A 17,269-nucleotide genomic window follows, 5' to 3' on the forward strand; every position below is an offset into this window, starting at 1 on the left:
AATTCCCTCCTATTTCACCCGCATTTATTATTCCTTCATTTGGCTTAATGCTTCTTCAACACTTAATTCACCGGCATTGAGTTTATCGAGAATTTCCTTTCTTCTTCCGGGAACTTCAGGTACAGGCTCACCCTTGTGGCCAAGTGCCGACGCTACATCCTCCAGCTTGTTTTTGACTGTGGGATATGAAACACCAAGCTCCTTTTCAACTTCCTTTATGTTACCTCTGCATTTTATAAACACATCCAAAAAATTTCTTTGGTCAGTAGTTAGTTTACAAAATTTGCATAGCGAAAAGTGTCCCTCTATAACCGTATCACAACTGTTACAGGTTATCCTTGTTACCTCTGTTTCACTCCCGCAAACCGGGCACTTGCCGATAGCTTCTCTTGCCATAAAATCACCTCTTAAAATTTTAGAAATATTCATTAATTGTTAATCTTTAATTCTTTTGTATAAGAAATTAATTTTTTTAATCACTTGTTTAATATTATTAAGTCTATAGATATATAATATTCCCATTCTCATAAATTGTCAACACTTTTATTTAAATATTTTTAATCTATTAATTAATTTTTATAATCTATCAATTAATTATATTAATTTCTTAATTAAATATGCTTGTAATTGATTAAAAAACTCTTGAATATGTACCAAATAGCAAAAAGAAGCAATTCCGCAGTTGATTAATGCGATTTCCCATTTACAATTTTCACCGTTTAACGTAATAATGATGTCAAGAATATGTATGGATATTCAGGTATTTGACAAAGGAATAATAAAAAAATTTTGGCTTACTTTAATAAGCCAAAGCGGTTCTCTGAAATTTAATTGCTTTTTCAACAATGATATTGGGATGCCCAATATTATAGAGAGGAATTTTTGTATGATTTACTTGGGGGCAGAAGATAAAATAAACCCAAAAATAGTATTATGGCGGCAATAGTTATCATTGTATTCAAGAGAAATATCTGCCGTATTCCGAAGCAATCACTCAGATAGCCCCCCAGTAATCCTCCCACAATCCGGGCTATTCCCATTACCGACAGTGTGTATATGGCCTGCGCCGTGGTTTTAAACTCTTTTGGAGCCTCCTTGTTTATGTAGGTAACCATGGAATAGTTAAAAACAATAAAATTCAGGCCATGAAGAATTTGCAGTACAAGATTGATATACACGTTTGTAATCAGGTATAGTGATATCCAGCGTATTGCTGAAATAGCAGCAGAAAGGGCAAGACAATTTCTGGTACCGATTTTGTTCAGTATCCGGTCGGCAAATATAAGAAACGGTATTTCGCTGATTGTTGCAATAAAGGTAGCCCAGCCCAGTAGAACATTGTCTGCCCCAGTCTGCTTATAGTATATTGGAAAGAAATTAGAGTAAAAACAGGAAATTATACTTATTATCAGGTTAAAAACAAGAAATAATACTAATCCCCGGTTTTTGAACAACTGAATAATAGAAACTTTTGATTTTATTTCCCTGTAATAGCCTTTTACTTTAGGTAACCGCGCAGTGAACAGCAAAGAAAAACCTACTACTACTGCATATAATATGAATATAAATTTTATATTTTTCTGTGCAAAGTAACCTGCTATTATAGCCATGACTGCATATCCTATGGTTCCACCCATTCGTACAGGTCCGAAACTCCTTTGTTTTTTTCCCAGATGATCTAAAATAATGGTATCCGCAACCGGAGTTATCCCTGAAGAAAATGTAGTAAACACAGCAGTAACTATAACAAGGAAGGGAAAGGCTGCTGAAAAGTTGTACAATAAAACTGTGAAAGCCGTACCCAGGGTAATGAGCAACAATACATTATTTTTATACCTGGACTTGTCGCTGGCTACTCCCCACGCCGGCTGTGCCATAACTGTGACAACCGGTCCTACTGCAAGCAATGTACCGATAGCTGTTTGGTTATATCCCTTGGTGCTCAGGTAAACAGGTAAAAAAGCTGCAAAAATTGCCGGTGCCATGAAACTAAAGGCGTAGTACAATATAAAGTTATACGGGTATTTTTCTTTTTTTACCGCAGCCAACATAAAATTCTCCTATAAAAAACGTTAAGTATTAACAAATTCTAAGTTAAGAATGTGAAGTCAGAACTTCTTTGCCGTTCTTTTTTTATGGGAAGGCTGCAGGATAGAATTTCTTCCTTTTCCTCTTTCCTGACGGCAGTTAAGGGAAAGGACATTAATTTTGTCCTGCTGTTTTTACAGTATTCTACCAGCTTATCGTCCGTCAATTCAACTATGTCCTGCATTTTAGCGTAATTCTTCTGATATTCCGGGTGATTATACCAATCAAACTCAGAACGTTTATGCGGCAGATGGTATATACTGTTTGGAAACCATTTCTTTGAAAGAAAACGGTCAATTTTGTAAGACATTATATTATCTTCTCCCCCCCATCCTATAAATTCTTCCGGCCAGCCGCCAATTTTCCAGAATGGTTTTCTTTTTATGATCAGACAGGCTCCTGCAAAAGGCATGGCCTCACGTAAGCTGCCCGTGTCTTTCTCCAGCGCATAAATGCTATAAAACATAGACTGGGCTGCTTCACTGTTTTCTATTAGCGCCATATCCTCCTCTGTTATATCAATGCAGTTTAAAAACGGATGGATTGCATCGTATTCCTTACAGCACATTTCCACACCCATGTTAAACTTTTCAGGCTCCATAATAACATCATTATCGGCAAACACAAAAATATCGTTGGATGCATTAAGTGCTCCGATGTTTCTGGCCAATGCCCGGTTGAAAATACCCTGATAAGTATGAAAAACATGTTTTATATCCGGTGTGAGAAGACTTTTATTTATTTTTGTCTCAGTGTCAAGTTCAACGATAATAACCTCATAATGAGGAAAGTTGATACTTATCCATTTTAAAGCTAGAGACAGGTTTCTATCCCTGTCTTCGGTACTCTTTCTATAGGGAATAATATATGAAACTTGAGATTGCTTCATTTGTTACCTCCAGATTAATCAGTCAGTATAATTATTAATTACCAGAGCGTACTAATCTCTCTTTTTATAGTAGGAAAGTACTTTTTTAAATCCTTGTATACAAACTTCTATATCCTGCTCGCTCCATGTAGGATGAAGGTATAGGCACACTGTCTGAGGAAATAATGAACGGGAAACCTGACAAATTACCCTGTCATATTTGACAGAATCAGGATTGCTATATTCTTTGGATCTAAACGGAAACTTTGCAGTACCAAAGCCGTTATGTTCAAGAAATACACGCTCACGGTACGCTTCCGGCCATTGAATTTTGTATGAAGGAATCCCTTCTGCCGCCAACGCCTTTATAAACCCATCGGCCTCAACTGTAAGTTTATTCAAATCAAGCAGAATAGGGTACTGCCAGTAGGAATTTTTACGTTCAGCAGTATTTAGCGGAAGTGCTTTTATTCCAACCAGATTTTTAAAAGCATTATCATACATTTCCGCATATTTATATCTTCTGGGAAGGTTCCAATTGTCAAAACGTTCAAGTTCATTAATTCCGATTATAGATTGAATTTCAGTCATCCTAAAATTAAATCCTACCTGATTATGTATATAAGTACTCTTCTCTTCGAGCGCCAATAGATCGAACTTCTTTTTGACATCAAAACCGTGATCTCTGAATGCCCGGCAGTTCCAGCCCAATTCTTCATCCTTTGTCACAACCATCCCGCCTTCACCCCCGGTTGTAAAATGCTTGCTCTGGCAAAAGCTGAATGTCCCTATGTCTCCAACCGTACCGACTTTTTGGCCTTTATATTCCCCTCCAAGGCACTGGGCAGAATCCTCAATGACCTTCAAGTTTCTTTTCCTGGCAATGTCCATAATCATATCCATATTACATACAATTCCATACAGGTGCACAACTATTATTGCCTTCGTCCTTGGCGTAATAAGGCTTTCTATTTTTCCCGGATCTATTGTATGATCCTCCGTACAATCGCAGAATACTGGAATAGCACCGGCCTGCAGGACAGCAAACGAAGTTGCAATGAATGTGTACGATGGAACAATAACCTCATCTCCCGGGCCAATATTAAGACTGCCAACAGCTATATGTACTGCTGAAGTTCCGCTGGTGCATGATATCGCCATTTTTGCACCGGCCCATTGAGCAAACCTGTCTTCGAATTCCATTCCCTTCGGTCCGGTCCAGTAATTTACTTTACCATTCTTTAATGGCCCGATGATGTCGGTTATTGTCTTTTCTGCAAATTGCGGCCACAAAGGAAATGGATTATACGCTGTTTTTTCTCCTCCGTTGATTGCTAATTCAGAACTCATAAATTTAATCCTCCTCACTGGATTTATATAACTAGGTTTATTAAACTCTCTTTCAAAAGGTATTTAAAAAAAGTAATCATCTGTTTCAACCGATAAATCAGTTAACCGGTGCTTTTCCGCAATCTCGTTTGAAACCCCTCCTATCCGGCAGCATTCATCAGGGCCGGTACAATATTCCGGTTGGAGCGTATATATTTTTTGTTCCATTGAAAAAAGCTCCTTCAGAGAAGACGTGAAAAGATTTCCCATTATTGCATTTTGGTTGCTGGCCTTAATAACACACGGGTAAATATCCCCATTGGCACGAATGGTCCATCGCAGCATTGCAACATAGCAATGGTTAAAATCCAATGAATGTTCTTTTTTTTCTTTTGTTATTTCATATACGTTGGTCTGCTCACGGACAAATCTCTCCATTTTTTTGTATTTGGATAAGGTTTTAATTGTAGTTATTATATACTGTGACATTTCCTTCCACCATTCCTGTTTGTCCGGAGTCATCAGTATTGCATCCCGGTAATTATCCGACGGGCACATACAACTCTCAATCGGGCAAGTCGGCCTGAACTGAATATTGATTTTTCTCAGGTAATCTTCTCCTAGTTCGCCCATCACGATGTCATAAATTTCTTTAATAAAGTAAGGGATTTGTTTATAATTAAAACGGTTATATAAAAATCCGATACCTATATTCTGTACCGGTGAAAGCGCATACTGAAAAATAGTCTGGAGTCTTTTTTCAAACACTCCTCCCTTCAAGGCACTGAACGTATCTTTATCAAGTGCATCAACCGATACCCGGACCCAGTCTAATTCCTTTATGCAGTCTTGAGAGGGTATTTTTGTACCGTTTGTTATCAGTCCGAGCTTTGTATCCGGTAAGGATTTTTTAAAATAATATACAATATCTTCAAACGTTTTACCCTTGTAGTTGTATATTAGGGGTTCGCCCCCTCCTGCAAATACAATAGCTTTTGGGTTGACCCGGTTGACTTTTTCAAGCATTTCATACGGGAAATCCTGTACAGTGCTATTATTTGTATGCATTCTATTATTGGATCCATAAGTACAATAAAAGCATTGTAGGTCGCATCGGTCAGTGGGATGTAGTTCGATAACCCCTATTTCATGAACAAACTTATTCTGATTATAAGCCTGTATCTTCCTTTCCATCAGCCCGCGATGATTCAAAATTCTGTATGTATTTCTTAATCGTCCGTTTAGTATTGTTACAGAACTTTTATCGCTTATATTTATTGTTTTACTCACTGTGCACCTCCCCTTTCTAAACTAATTTTTATGCATTAACAATCAATAAGTTCATTAATACTGGTATTTAATGAACACGCCAGCCGGTACATTATCGGGATGGTAGGGTGCCTTTGTTCATTTTCAATTGCACATATCATACTTTTACTTACACCCGAAAGCATAGCTAACTGTTTTTGTGATAATCCTCTTTCTTTTCTGATTTTTTTTTAATTTATACGTAATCACTCACACAACGCCCCCTTCCTTAATAATCTAAAAATCCATATAAATTACCTTTTATATACTTTATATACTATTTTTACCATAATTGTTGTCCACGATGGTGGATTTTATTTATTTTTTTAATAATAATGAGAAAAAATGTAAAATAATTAGAATATTTGAGATTTGAAAATCCATGCTTTTACAGGTATCAAAAAAACAGGATCAATCTCCATGCAGATTGGTCCTGTTTTTTTACCTTTTTATGAAGTTAGTATTTATTTCTCTTGAATTTCATTACAAAAATCAAACCTCCCATCAGAAATACTACACTTCCCGCTATAATCACAATATCATAGCCGCCAGACTGGCCTCCGGAAGACCGCTGTCCGGCAGGTCCATCCATCCCGAAGCCGCCCTGTCCCGGGCCTCCCATTCCCCAATTGCCTCCTCCCGGACCACCCGCGCCTTGCTGCATACCGTCAGGGAGCTGTACTCCATCCGGCAGCTGTCCATCACCCGGAGGCTGGAATCCGTCAGGGGGTTGCACCATTTCGTTCTGCTCATTTCCTGACTGCTGATTATCCGGCGGTATCTGGCTGTCCTGCCGGTTCATCCCGCCACGGTCGCCTCCGCCTCCCTGTGAGCCCATGGTTGAAAGATTTATGGCGGATGCATTCACAAGCTTGTCACCTGCACCCGACTGTCCGGCTGTTGTAGAAGGAATGGTACCATTTAGCTGTCCCTCTATACTTTGCGCTCTCAGCGTCCCGAATTCCTTAAGCATTGCAACAGCCTCTGAGTATTGCTCGTGGGTATAGAAAGCAGTTGCATCATTCCTGACATATTCTGAAATGAGGGCATTTACAGAGTCTACAGTTTTCTCGAAATAACCGCTGTTGAAATATTCATCCACAATCTGTTTAAGGTATTCGTGGTATTTATCCTTGTATTCTTCCACTTCCAGCAGTTTTGCCAGCATTGGCCTTTCCGACATTTCAACTCCCGATACCGGAGTATCGATGGCAAGGTTTACCGCCGCTTCGGCCGAACCCATTTGAAAACCTCCAAATGCCAGATTATAGTCCCAGGGCAGCATTGTCAGCTTTCCGTCTTTCTCATAAAGGTAATAGTTGTGTTTCATATTGCTGAAATAGCTGTCCATGTTGACCACAACAGTACTTGCCGCCAAATATCTCAATGTTGCATCAACATCTATACATTTCTCTATATCAGTACCGGAGTTAAGGTTTTTCAGCGCCTTGACAACTCTATTATAATCAGCTTTTGAACCCTTGAACACTTCATTGTCGAAGATGTTGGAATAGCTGTCAATTTCATCATCGGTATAGACCAGGTCGGTACCACCGCCCGAACCGCCAAACATGCCTCTTCCCATATTTCTCTGTTGTGTATCCTGTTGTTGGCCCGGCTGCCGCTCCTGCTGCGATGGGTTCTGCTCCTGTGTATTTTGCTGTTGTGATTCCAACTGCTGTCCTTGCTGCTGCGGGACATTTTGCATCCCGTTTCCTTCGGTATTTTCCCCGTTATTGTTCTGCCGTGCAGCAGGTGCCGGTCTCTGCCCGGCATTGTTTTCCCAGGCACCGCCGCCCATCTCCATACTTTCGGGCTTGTAAATCATTCCGTAATCACTGCCGTAATTACGCTGTGCAAAGGATTCCTCAATTGCCTCGACAGCTATATACAATCCCCAGTCCTTACCGTTGACGGTTACATTGGAATATGCAAAAAGTGGGGACTTGACTCCAATATAGGTCATGAGGTCATACGACAGATAATCCTTCATATAGGTGGCATCCGACTGCACATTGTTTATTACCATTTTATCCAGACCCATGAAGGTCTGTCCTTCAATATAATGGTCAAATTCAAATTTAAAGCTGTATCTGTCCGAATCGGAGCTTGCAACGGTTTTAAGACTTGAATTTCCTTTTGGCCTTATTCCCACGGCAGTTATGGTTTGACCGTTTATGGTCAGATTGCAGGAAATGTATTCCTCTTTGGTGGCATTGTCAAGCATATTCTGCCAGTCATCCTCATCCACCTGAATGTCGATGGCCGTTATTTTATCCTTATCGAATACCCCTCCTGCATAATCCGGTGCCGATACTGCGGTCTCAGCATTTCCTGCAACTTTAGGAACAACTGCCAGTAAGCCTGTAAAAATTACAGCAAGTATAACTAAACTTATTATTATAATATTGATTTTCCTGCCGGTTATCATAGCAGCTCAAACCTCCCACCTATGACATGTATTCGCCGTTGTAGCTTACCAGAACTGCATTTGACACACCTTCGAGCTGCGATACGCTGTTGACGAATTGAGTTGTCATATCTTTAAGTCTTACTTCCATTGTCAGTTCGATACCTGTTGCCGACACCGCCTTGGATTTGACCAGATATTTTCTGACATTTTTGTCCACCATATCCGTGACCAGCTCCTCGGATTTGTCATTGGCACAGTTGACCACCAGTATATAAGGATTGTCCGAGCTCTTTTTGTTAACGAAAACTATCATTATTATTCCTATGAAAACCGAACCAAAGACCGAAAGCGGTATTAAACCCGCACCTGTTACAATTCCTGCCGATATGGACCAGAATAAGAACGCAATGTCCATGGGTTCTTTAATAGCCGATCTGAAACGCACTATGGACAGGGCGCCTACCATTCCCAGCGACAGTATTATATTTGAAGTAACAGCCAGAATTATAAGAGTGGTTATAAGAGTCATTGCCATGAGTGAAACCCCAAAGCTGGCCGAGTACATCACTCCGTTAAAGGTTTTCTTGTAGACATAAAAGATGAAAAGTCCCAGAATAAATGAGAGTCCCAATGCAATAACCATGTTCAATGGTGAAAAGGAGCTTACCTTTTCAATAAAGCTCGATTTGAAAATATCGTTGAATGTCATAATATCCTCCTGAAATTTAATTTATTTATATTAACCTCCATGAGCCGCAATAGCGGCCACAAAATAATAATGAAATTTGTTCACTCCCTCATCCGCTATAAGGTGAATAAAGGAGGTTAATTGGCCATGTGCGCTTTCAAAGTATTGGTAAATACTTTGAATATTTCGCACGGCCATAAATTCACAGGTTAGTTTGGAAGACAAACGCAAGTGAAGTCTTTCAAGCTAACCTCCATGAGCCGCAATAGCGGCCACAAAATGTCAGCCAAACACCCTGGCCTGTGCATATTTTGAAAAAGCAGTATTTCTTCTGTTGTCCAGCTGTATGATATCTCTTATTATATTGGGCAGGAACTCATCGTATTTCACTTCAAGAATTATGGGGTCGCTGTCCCTGGTTTTAAGGGTGGGCAATTCCCTGTCAAAGAGTTCCTTTGAACTCAGCCCGGTTTTTATTTCACTGTCGATTGTTATACGTACATTGCCGGGTTCATATATATACGGCTCCCTTACGTAATCCACAAGAGTTTTTGGCCTCAATTGCTGGTAATTCATTTTAAAATAAAGCTCGATCAAAAGCGGATCGGTTGATCTTTTCATCCAGTCCAGATCACCTGAAATTATCATGCTGCATTGGCTTTCGGTCAGCCTGGCAGACCGTTTGAAACACAAACCGTTCACCTTTCCCTTTTTCTCAAGCCTGATAAAGGCTAAATCGTCATTATAGTACCTGATTCGGAATTTCTCTCTGTTATTGATGCCGTTTATTTTTTCCATCAAAGCTTTGTTGCTGTAATTGTCGAAATAAAGGCTTCTTATCCTGTATTTCCCACTATTACCCGCATTGGGGTCAGGCTTGGCTATATATTTCAACTTTTGCCGAAGAGCAATGTAATCGGAATAATTTATATTATGCTTTATTTCATGTCTCAACTTTGGCTCACCCATCTGTATCACCTCTTAATGTGAATTATTTTGACTGCTACAAGTCAAATGATAATATACCAATGTGATGATTTTCTGAACATAACCTGATTTCTGTAAAAAAAATTAACCTTTACTTAACATGTATATAACAAAACATATGTATGACAAAATTTAATAAGCCATATTCCTGTTAATCTCCCACAATAACATAAAAAGGACCGTCTTCATTATGACCTGCACCCCCAAACATCAGACACAGATCTGATGCTGGGAGCTGCAGCTCACCGAGACAGTCCTTTAACCGTTATATTTTATTGTTCAGAATGCTTTTGCAGCAACAGCAGGATATCTGCTTACAGCATTTCTCTCTGTATTGCCCTGGAAAGCATGGGGATCACCTGTTTCTTTCTGGAAACTACACCGCCCAGGAAGGCACTGCTTTCACCGTTTTTAATATTGAACGCCTTTTCCACAAGTCCTGCATTATCACCTGCGTAAAGTATTTCAGAGCCTTCGTTTATAATGTCCGTCACCATCAGAAGTATAAGGCTGTAGCCCTTGTTCTCCTGAACGGTTTTCATATGCTTCAGAAGGCTGTCCTTCACCTTTCTGAAGGCTTCTGAATCGCTGGAGTTTATCTGCCCCACTCCAATCTTGTATTTATTTAGAATAAAATCCTTAAAGTCATAGTCCAGTATTGTCTGCGGACTCATACCCTCCAGTGACGCGCTGGCCTTGAACAATGCGGTTGAAAACTCTTCAATATTGATGTCGGCGATCTTGGCCAGCTTCTGGGCAGCCAGTTCGTCGGCATACGTACTGGTGGGAGATTTAAATTTCATTGTATCGGAAATTATAGCGGCACACAGTATTCCTGCTATCTTTTTTGAAGGATTCAAACCGTTTTCGAAATACATGTTTGCAATCAGAGTTGACGTACTGCCCACTGCATCGTTTTTGAAATATATGGGGTAACTTGTCTGAATATCCCCTATCCTGTGATGGTCAATTATTTCAAGGATGTCAGCCTGCTCTATCCCGTCTATGGTCTGGGCTTTTTCATTGTGGTCCACAAGAATAATCTTTTTTCTTCTCTGGGAAATGAGATGGTATCTGGAAATAAAGCCCCTTATCCTTCCCTCGTCGTCGACGACAGGATAGCTCCTGTATCTGGTCTTGAGCATTTTTTCCTTTATGTTGTCTATATAGTCGTGAATGTTAAATAAAACGAGCTGCTTCCTGGTCATGATGTAGCTGACCGGAATGCTTTGATTTATAAGCCTCGCAGTGGTAAACGTATCATAGCATGTCTCCAGGACAATACAGCCTGTTTCCTGCGCATAATCCAATACTTCCTTATCTATCTGTCCTCCGCAGGTGAGAATCAGGCAGCTGACCCCTATGGAAATGGCCTTTAACTGGCTGTCCTTCCGGTTCCCGATAATGACGATGTCCCCCTTTTCCACAAAAGGCTCCATGTCCTCAGGAATCATTGCGGCAATAACCACTTTGCCTGCGGCCCTGAATCCATCTTCATTTCCACAGATAAGTCTGGCATTGAGGGTGTCGGTAATATTTCTCAAGGGCGTGCTGCTTGCCGAAAGAATATTGTTTTCAAGTGCATCCAGATAGCTGCTTGTAATATCCGACAGGGTGATTATCCCCAGCAGCTTGCCGTTTATATCGGCAACAGGCAGAACCTTGATATTGTTTTTCTGCATTATGCTCCAGGCTGACTTTATTGAGATGTCTTCCGAGACCGGATTGATTATGTCCATATTCAGATCCGACACCTGGGTACGGACAGTCTCCTTATACTCTGGGACATCTACACCGAAATATTTGAGCACAAACTCCGTTTCTCTGTTAATATCACCGATCCTTACCGGTAAAGCATCCATCGCATGCCTTCTTTTCAGTTCGGCATATGCTATGGCAGAACATATGGAATCAGTATCGGGATTCTTATGACCTGTAATATATATCAGTTCATTCACTAATCATGCCTCCACGAATATTTGAGTTTTTACAGCCAAGCTTTATTTTACACTAATACCCTGGTAATCGGCAAGAAATTTTCAGGTGTATTTCACATACCTAACTTTCTTCCTTATCCAGCTTCAATTCAAACCAGAAAATGCTGCCCTGGCCGTTTTTACTGATTACACCGTATTCCGCCCGGTGCATATCCAGAATTGTCTTAACGATGGACAAACCCAGGCCTGTACCTATGGCAGCTCTTTTATGGGCCTTATCCGCCTTGTAGTACCTGTCCCAGATTAAAGGCAGCAGTTCTTCCTCTATTCCTTCCCCCGAATCTATTATTTCGATTTTAACATGTTCCCCTTTATTACTCTGTACAATTGTAACAGTTTTATCCGGCCCGGTATAAGTTATAGCATTGTTAATAAGGTTATATAAAACCTGGGATATTTTTACGGGATCAGCTTTTACCCAAGCGTCGCCGCTGCTGCTGAATTTAAGCTTGTAACCATCCTGTTCTGTCAGTTTATTATACCGGAGCAATATTTCCTCGACACTTTTAGTCAGGTTGAAGCGTTCTGTTGTCAGACTCTGGGTTCCCGACCTGAACTTTGAGATATCCATTATATCATTTACCAGAGTAGTCAGTCTCCTGGCCTCATCAATTATTATCTGAATGTTTTCAGGCGTGTTCTCTCCCGGCAGGTCTCTCATGACCTCGCCATAACCGGTTATCATGGTCAAAGGCGTTCTCAGGTCATGGGAGATATTCGCAATGAGCTCACGCCTAAGGCCCTCCACCTTTGACAGTTCCTTTGCGGCATAATTGAGAGTATCGTTCAGTTCTGCAATTTCCAGATAGCCCCTTCCTTCAAAGGTGGTTTCATAATTACCCTTTGCCAGCTCTTTAGCCGAATGGTTAATTTTAATAATGGGCCTTGATATTCTTTTTGAGACAAACAGAGCCAGGCCCAATGCCAACAGGATTGTTATTATGGTGACATACACCAGCTGTACTCTCAGGGTATCCACTGTGGCATTGACCGGAGTAATGGTTGAATTAAGCATTAATACTACTTTTGAACCATCCGCCTTCTGAACTGTTCTAACATAGATCACACTTTCATCTATCCGTCCCATGCCCTTAGACATCGGTCCCTGAAAGTATTTTTCCTTAAGGAACGGGTCCCTGGGTTCACCTGTTCCCCTTGACTCAAGCAGTTCTCCGCCGTTTTGTTCAGCCTTTTTGTATAAATCATACAGTTCACTGCCCGGCATCCTGTGTATCAGGCTGTCGGGAGCCGCATCCGAGGAAAATACATTGGTTCCGTCCTCAAGCATAACCCTTATATAGGTTTGATTCTGCCTTGATAAAGAATCCAATAAGACATTAAGTTCCTCATTGTCAATATTCTTTTCAATTGTTTCAGCAGATGATTTGATATTGTTGATTTTTATCTGCCTGTAAAAGTCATCCAGAAATACAATCTGGAAGAACCATAGCATCACCAGCATTACTGCCGCAAAAAGGGCAAGATAAAAAAACAGCTTGTATTTTATACTCATTTTTTCAAGTTTCAAAACGATATCCCACCCCTCTGAGGGTAACTATATATTTGCTGTATTCACCAAGGCTCTTTCTGAGCAGTTTTATGTGGGTGTCCAGGGTCCTGTCGTCACCAAAGAAGTCGTAACCCCAGACATCGGTTATCAGTTTTTCCCTTGTCAAGGCTATACCCCTGTTTTTCACAAAATAGAACAATAGATCATACTCTTTCGGGGACATGTCGGTTCTATCCCCGTCAATATAGACAAGCCTGCCTGTAAAATCCACCGTCAAACCCTCCAGGTTTACTACTTCCCTCTTGTTTTCTTCCATACCTGCTCCGCTGCTGCGCTTCATTATAGCATTGATCCTCATCATCAGTTCCTTTGGAGAAAACGGTTTTACGACATAATCGTCGATACCAAGTTCAAACCCGTGGATCTTGTCATATTCCTCACCCCTTGCCGAAAGCATGAGTACAGGTATATTTTTTGTTTTCCTTATTTCCTTGCAGGCAGAGAAACCATCCAGTTCAGGCATCATAATATCCATTATTATGATATCGAAGTCCTTTTCCCGGCATACACCGACCGCTTCCATACCATCAGCTGCCTCGCTGACCTCATGGCCTTCAAAGACTGCATATTTCTTAATAATTTCACGTATCCCTGCTTCATCATCAACTACCAGAATTTTATACATACAGTCACCCTCTTAAATTGGAAAGACCCTTCACGCCATTTCCGGAATGATATTATTATACATCATCTCCTGAAAATAATTGTGAAGGGCCGGTGAATTCCAAATGAAATTTTTAAACCATGGCTTTGATTGCCCTTTTGTTCCGGTACATCTGGCGGTCTGCCATGTCCAGCAAGCCCTCGACCGTTATATCCGCTTCCCCGTCATACTGGGAAAATCCATAGCTGATGCTGATTGTATAGTCCTTATTTGAAAACGGCTTTAACTGTTTTAATTCCCCTGATATCCTGCCCATGACCTTCTCGGAATATTCCATTGTACAACCCGGAAACACAATAACAAATTCATCTCCGCCAAGCCTGCTTATCACATCGGTTTCCCTTATATTATTTTTAATGGTGCATATAACCGTCTTTATAAGAAAATCTCCCTCTCTATGTCCAAGCATATCATTGATAACCTTTAAATCATTTACATCAATATAGCATACCGTCAGATTCCTTCTCTGCTCTTTGCACAACTCCAGCTGCTCTTCTATGAACTTAAGCCCTGAACCTCTGTTAAGTGTTCCGGTCATTACATCCCTCAGATTGTTCATCTTCAATCTGTCATATTTTATCCTGTTGAGCAGGAAATAATTTATGAGGTATATGGTTCCGCCTATTGAGGCTATCAATACTGCCACTATGATTATAACATTCATATAAACCCTGCCGCTTTGGGTGATATTATTCTGGAACTCCGTTGTATAATCGAACAGGCTGAATAAGAATATGAGTATTACAAAAACCGTTATCAGGTTCCCGAAGAGTAAAACCATAAAGCGTTTGTTATTTTTATAAATCCTTTTACGTGCTTTCATAAAATCATCGGAAATAAACTTCAGGATTAAATAGGAAAACAAAAATATCAAAAGATCTCCAACCGTAACATGAATAAAACTGCTCCTGAACTCTGATTTGTCCAGCTTCAGCGGATAAATATAAACAAGTGTCACCAGCAGTTCCCCGAAACCAAGTGTAAGCAGGCCGAAAAGAGCCGAAACCGAAGTGTAGTACATATTGTGCTTACAAAATATCATTATAATAAACACAGTAGCCAAAATATAACCTATTATTTTGATGCCCATGATTGAATCCGGCATTGTTACATTGATCAGAGCAACAATAGAAGCTATGGACAAGCTGCTGAAGACATAGTTTATCAAAGGAACTCTTTTCAGGTCGGTATTTAGTCTATATATTATGTAACAGATAGTTAATGAGGATAACAGCGCTGAATATGATTCCAGGATAATACTAAAAAGCAATACTAATCACTCCCATGCCCATTTTTACAAATGGCTACTTCATTATGTACTATTATATAATAAGGTTTTTTAAAAAATATTGGATGCAATTAATAGTATTATACTTTAATAAGCTAAAGTTTTTGTGGAAAATATCCAATCTGCCGATTAACATCCCAGATGCTCTCCTTTAAAGTCATACACGTTTTCTGCAGTCATTAACCTCCGACTTTTGCTGATATTAAAGTAATCCCGATAAGTTTTATAATTATATTCTGCACTATTTCCCGAAGTTGTTAAAGTCTCAGAAGTACTCTATAGTAATCGAACCCTTTTGCAATTGAATCCATTAATTTATATAATATAATATTCTATGCTAATCGGACTGTTTTAACAAGCATAAAGCTCGAATATTCAACATTATTCGAGCTTATTATAAATTTTTATTTAAATATATTTAACTGTCTGCCGATGTAAAGATCTTTGTCGGGCACTGCTGTTCATGGTTTTCTATAAATCTTTTGTTTTATGGTAACTGTTTCAAAAGGAACCTGGGATCAATATCAGGATTGCCCGGAATCAGCATTTTGGGGTCACAATTATAATTCGGAGAAATAAATGCCTTTTTATCTATAGTGTGATTGATCCCGGCGTTTTTTAAACTGTTTGCCTCATTTGAAATTTCAGCAACACAAATTGATGGTAAAAAAACTGAAGTAATAGTAGTTAATGTAAAAGCACTTAATAAAATCTTGACTTTTTTCATAATTTCCCACCTCGAATACTTTTGACGATGGATATTATAAAAAGTTCCAAATATAATAATAAATATTCAATAAAGAATAAATCAACCGGCTTTACCGGCCTTATATGGCCATTTCATCAATAGTTCCGCTGAATCCCAACACCAGATTTTCTTTTTCCTTTTTTGCCTTTGTGGAAGCAAGGCTTGCAAGATTAATGAGATTTGTAATGTTTTTGTACATATCCCCGTCTCTTGAATTGCACCTCTTCTTTCCTCCGGCAATTCCCGCTGAAATCCCGACATTTATATCACAAATAAAGTTATGCTGTCTGACCCTGTTCAACACGGACTGTGCCAGTACCTCGCAGTCCTCTGCACATTTACCCGTTAAAAGGGCAAATTCATCACCGCCGTATCTGCAGAGGAATGTGTCTGCCGGCACACACTCTTTAAGAATTTTGGAAATTTCCTTTAGAATGTTATCCCCTACGGTATGCCCATATTTTTTATTGATATATCCAAAGTTATTCACATCAAAAAATATGATGGATATCTCTCCGCCCTGATCCAGGAGTTTTTGAGATTTATGTATAATGTAGCTGCTCTTATATAAGCCCGTCAGCATATCAACATGCTTGCCACTTTCAATGTCAACAGCACTTTTCATTATTACCCCGGTGACCTCATCCCCATGGGTAACAATAAGAATCTGGCTGCTCTCATCTTCAAAAAGTTCCTTTGCACTCCATACAGATTCGTTCTCATCAATATACTTGCATCTTCCCGACATGGCATCCAGTACAATCCTGTTGGGATGAGCCGTTATCAAATCATTCCTGGTCAGGATTCCAACAATCTCTCCATTTTCAATGACCGGAAAACAGTCGTAATGATCTTTTTCTACTATCTTCTGAACCCGCCTGATTCCCCAAAAGGCATCAACCGTTGTATAGTCTTTTATCATAATTTCAAAAACTTTTCTTATCATAAATCTATTGCTTTGCTAACATGAAGCACAATATTCACCTGTGCTTTAACTATTGTTGCTTCGTTAGCAACCTGCTCCCCTTCCTCCAGCATAAGTCCAACCAGTTTCTCTTTCGGAAGCATGCTGAAAAGGGCTTTTCTCACAACCATTGCCTCTATAACCGGATGGTCTACCTTTATAATTTCGTACTGTTCCGGAGACAATATATCTACCATACGTCTTGCTGCCTCCGGACCGATGGGTGCCCTCCTGCCCACAAATAATACATCCTGCATGGGAGGCATCTCAAATTCGGACATACGCATGGTAATCTCAGCTTTTTTTGAACCATCTACGCTTTTCGACATTTTTCATCCTTCTTCCGTTTATTTTACT

At 39.8% G+C, this 17,269-nt stretch carries 16 protein-coding genes; all 16 read right to left on the reverse strand.

Annotated elements, in window-relative coordinates; translation table 11 throughout:
- Nucleotides 1–27 precede the first annotated feature (27 nt).
- Nucleotides 28–396: a DUF2089 domain-containing protein gene (locus CTER_RS11060; RefSeq protein WP_004625631.1), complete on the reverse strand. Its 369-nt coding sequence runs from the start codon at nt 394–396 to the stop codon at nt 28–30.
- A gap of 470 nt (nt 397–866) precedes the next feature.
- Entirely contained in the window at nt 867–2,051 is a 1,185-nt protein-coding gene (locus CTER_RS11065) for an MFS transporter (protein ID WP_004625531.1), read from the reverse strand.
- Nucleotides 2,052–2,089: 38 nt separating this feature from the next.
- On the reverse strand, nt 2,090–2,977 hold the full coding sequence (locus CTER_RS11070) for a glycosyltransferase family 2 protein (RefSeq protein WP_004625480.1): 888 nt from the start codon (nt 2,975–2,977) through the stop codon (nt 2,090–2,092).
- A gap of 51 nt (nt 2,978–3,028) precedes the next feature.
- A complete protein-coding gene (locus CTER_RS11075; protein WP_004625557.1) occupies nt 3,029–4,306 on the reverse strand; it encodes a DegT/DnrJ/EryC1/StrS family aminotransferase in 1,278 nt (425 codons plus the stop codon).
- A gap of 63 nt (nt 4,307–4,369) precedes the next feature.
- Nucleotides 4,370–5,575, reverse strand: coding sequence for a radical SAM protein (locus tag CTER_RS11080; RefSeq protein WP_004625513.1), 1,206 nt, complete (start codon nt 5,573–5,575; stop codon nt 4,370–4,372).
- A 35-nt stretch (nt 5,576–5,610) separates the two neighbouring features.
- Nucleotides 5,611–5,778 (reverse strand): helix-turn-helix domain-containing protein, encoded by a 168-nt coding sequence (locus CTER_RS29280; protein ID WP_423219203.1) that lies wholly within the window; start codon nt 5,776–5,778, stop codon nt 5,611–5,613.
- Nucleotides 5,779–6,050: 272 nt separating this feature from the next.
- Nucleotides 6,051–8,024 carry a CotH kinase family protein gene (locus tag CTER_RS11085; RefSeq protein WP_004625595.1) on the reverse strand — a complete coding sequence of 658 codons (1,974 nt, stop codon included), beginning with the start codon at nt 8,022–8,024 and terminating at the stop codon, nt 6,051–6,053.
- Nucleotides 8,025–8,043: 19 nt separating this feature from the next.
- The gene (locus CTER_RS11090; protein ID WP_004625529.1) at nt 8,044–8,715 is read right to left on the reverse strand and encodes a DUF4956 domain-containing protein; all 672 of its coding nucleotides are present in this window, start codon (nt 8,713–8,715) and stop codon (nt 8,044–8,046) included.
- A gap of 261 nt (nt 8,716–8,976) precedes the next feature.
- Nucleotides 8,977–9,663 (reverse strand): polyphosphate polymerase domain-containing protein, encoded by a 687-nt coding sequence (locus CTER_RS11095; RefSeq protein WP_004625645.1) that lies wholly within the window; start codon nt 9,661–9,663, stop codon nt 8,977–8,979.
- Nucleotides 9,664–9,995: 332 nt separating this feature from the next.
- The gene (locus CTER_RS11100; RefSeq protein WP_004625491.1) at nt 9,996–11,639 is read right to left on the reverse strand and encodes a putative manganese-dependent inorganic diphosphatase; all 1,644 of its coding nucleotides are present in this window, start codon (nt 11,637–11,639) and stop codon (nt 9,996–9,998) included.
- Between the two features lie 100 nt (nt 11,640–11,739).
- Nucleotides 11,740–13,206, reverse strand: a complete 1,467-nt coding sequence (locus CTER_RS11105) for a sensor histidine kinase (protein WP_004625597.1) — start codon at nt 13,204–13,206, stop codon at nt 11,740–11,742.
- Nucleotides 13,196–13,873: a response regulator transcription factor gene (locus tag CTER_RS11110; protein ID WP_004625636.1), complete on the reverse strand. Its 678-nt coding sequence runs from the start codon at nt 13,871–13,873 to the stop codon at nt 13,196–13,198. The genes CTER_RS11105 and CTER_RS11110 overlap by 11 nt, the downstream gene beginning before the upstream one ends.
- Before the next feature lie 112 nt (nt 13,874–13,985).
- The gene (locus tag CTER_RS26970) at nt 13,986–15,182 is read right to left on the reverse strand and encodes a GGDEF domain-containing protein (RefSeq protein WP_004625564.1); all 1,197 of its coding nucleotides are present in this window, start codon (nt 15,180–15,182) and stop codon (nt 13,986–13,988) included.
- Nucleotides 15,183–15,687: 505 nt separating this feature from the next.
- On the reverse strand, nt 15,688–15,927 hold the full coding sequence (locus CTER_RS11120) for a hypothetical protein (RefSeq protein WP_004625662.1): 240 nt from the start codon (nt 15,925–15,927) through the stop codon (nt 15,688–15,690).
- Between the two features lie 100 nt (nt 15,928–16,027).
- The gene (locus tag CTER_RS11125) at nt 16,028–16,894 is read right to left on the reverse strand and encodes a GGDEF domain-containing protein (protein WP_004625514.1); all 867 of its coding nucleotides are present in this window, start codon (nt 16,892–16,894) and stop codon (nt 16,028–16,030) included.
- Complete coding sequence (locus tag CTER_RS11130) at nt 16,891–17,241, reverse strand: hypothetical protein (protein WP_004625609.1); 351 nt, start codon at nt 17,239–17,241, stop codon at nt 16,891–16,893. Before CTER_RS11130 ends, CTER_RS11125 begins: the two co-directional genes overlap by 4 nt.
- Nucleotides 17,242–17,269: the final 28 nt, after the last annotated feature.

Origin of the sequence: Ruminiclostridium cellobioparum subsp. termitidis CT1112 (assembly GCF_000350485.1) — a bacterium.
GTDB classification, from domain to species: domain Bacteria; phylum Bacillota; class Clostridia; order Acetivibrionales; family DSM-1351; genus Ruminiclostridium; species Ruminiclostridium termitidis.

What these genes read in the sequence shown, in the direction of transcription:
- CTER_RS11060 (WP_004625631.1), bottom strand. Translation starts at nt 396, where the DNA reads ATGGCAAGAGAAGCTATCGGCAAGTGCCCGGTTTGCGGGAGTGAAACA.
- CTER_RS11065 (WP_004625531.1), bottom strand. Translation starts at nt 2,051, where the DNA reads ATGTTGGCTGCGGTAAAAAAAGAAAAATACCCGTATAACTTTATATTG.
- CTER_RS11070 (WP_004625480.1), bottom strand. Translation starts at nt 2,977, where the DNA reads ATGAAGCAATCTCAAGTTTCATATATTATTCCCTATAGAAAGAGTACC.
- CTER_RS11075 (WP_004625557.1), bottom strand. Translation starts at nt 4,306, where the DNA reads ATGAGTTCTGAATTAGCAATCAACGGAGGAGAAAAAACAGCGTATAAT.
- CTER_RS11085 (WP_004625595.1), bottom strand. Translation starts at nt 8,024, where the DNA reads ATGATAACCGGCAGGAAAATCAATATTATAATAATAAGTTTAGTTATA.
- CTER_RS11090 (WP_004625529.1), bottom strand. Translation starts at nt 8,715, where the DNA reads ATGACATTCAACGATATTTTCAAATCGAGCTTTATTGAAAAGGTAAGC.
- CTER_RS11095 (WP_004625645.1), bottom strand. Translation starts at nt 9,663, where the DNA reads ATGGGTGAGCCAAAGTTGAGACATGAAATAAAGCATAATATAAATTAT.
- CTER_RS11110 (WP_004625636.1), bottom strand. Translation starts at nt 13,873, where the DNA reads ATGTATAAAATTCTGGTAGTTGATGATGAAGCAGGGATACGTGAAATT.
- CTER_RS11120 (WP_004625662.1), bottom strand. Translation starts at nt 15,927, where the DNA reads ATGAAAAAAGTCAAGATTTTATTAAGTGCTTTTACATTAACTACTATT.
- CTER_RS11125 (WP_004625514.1), bottom strand. Translation starts at nt 16,894, where the DNA reads ATGATAAGAAAAGTTTTTGAAATTATGATAAAAGACTATACAACGGTT.
- CTER_RS11130 (WP_004625609.1), bottom strand. Translation starts at nt 17,241, where the DNA reads ATGTCGAAAAGCGTAGATGGTTCAAAAAAAGCTGAGATTACCATGCGT.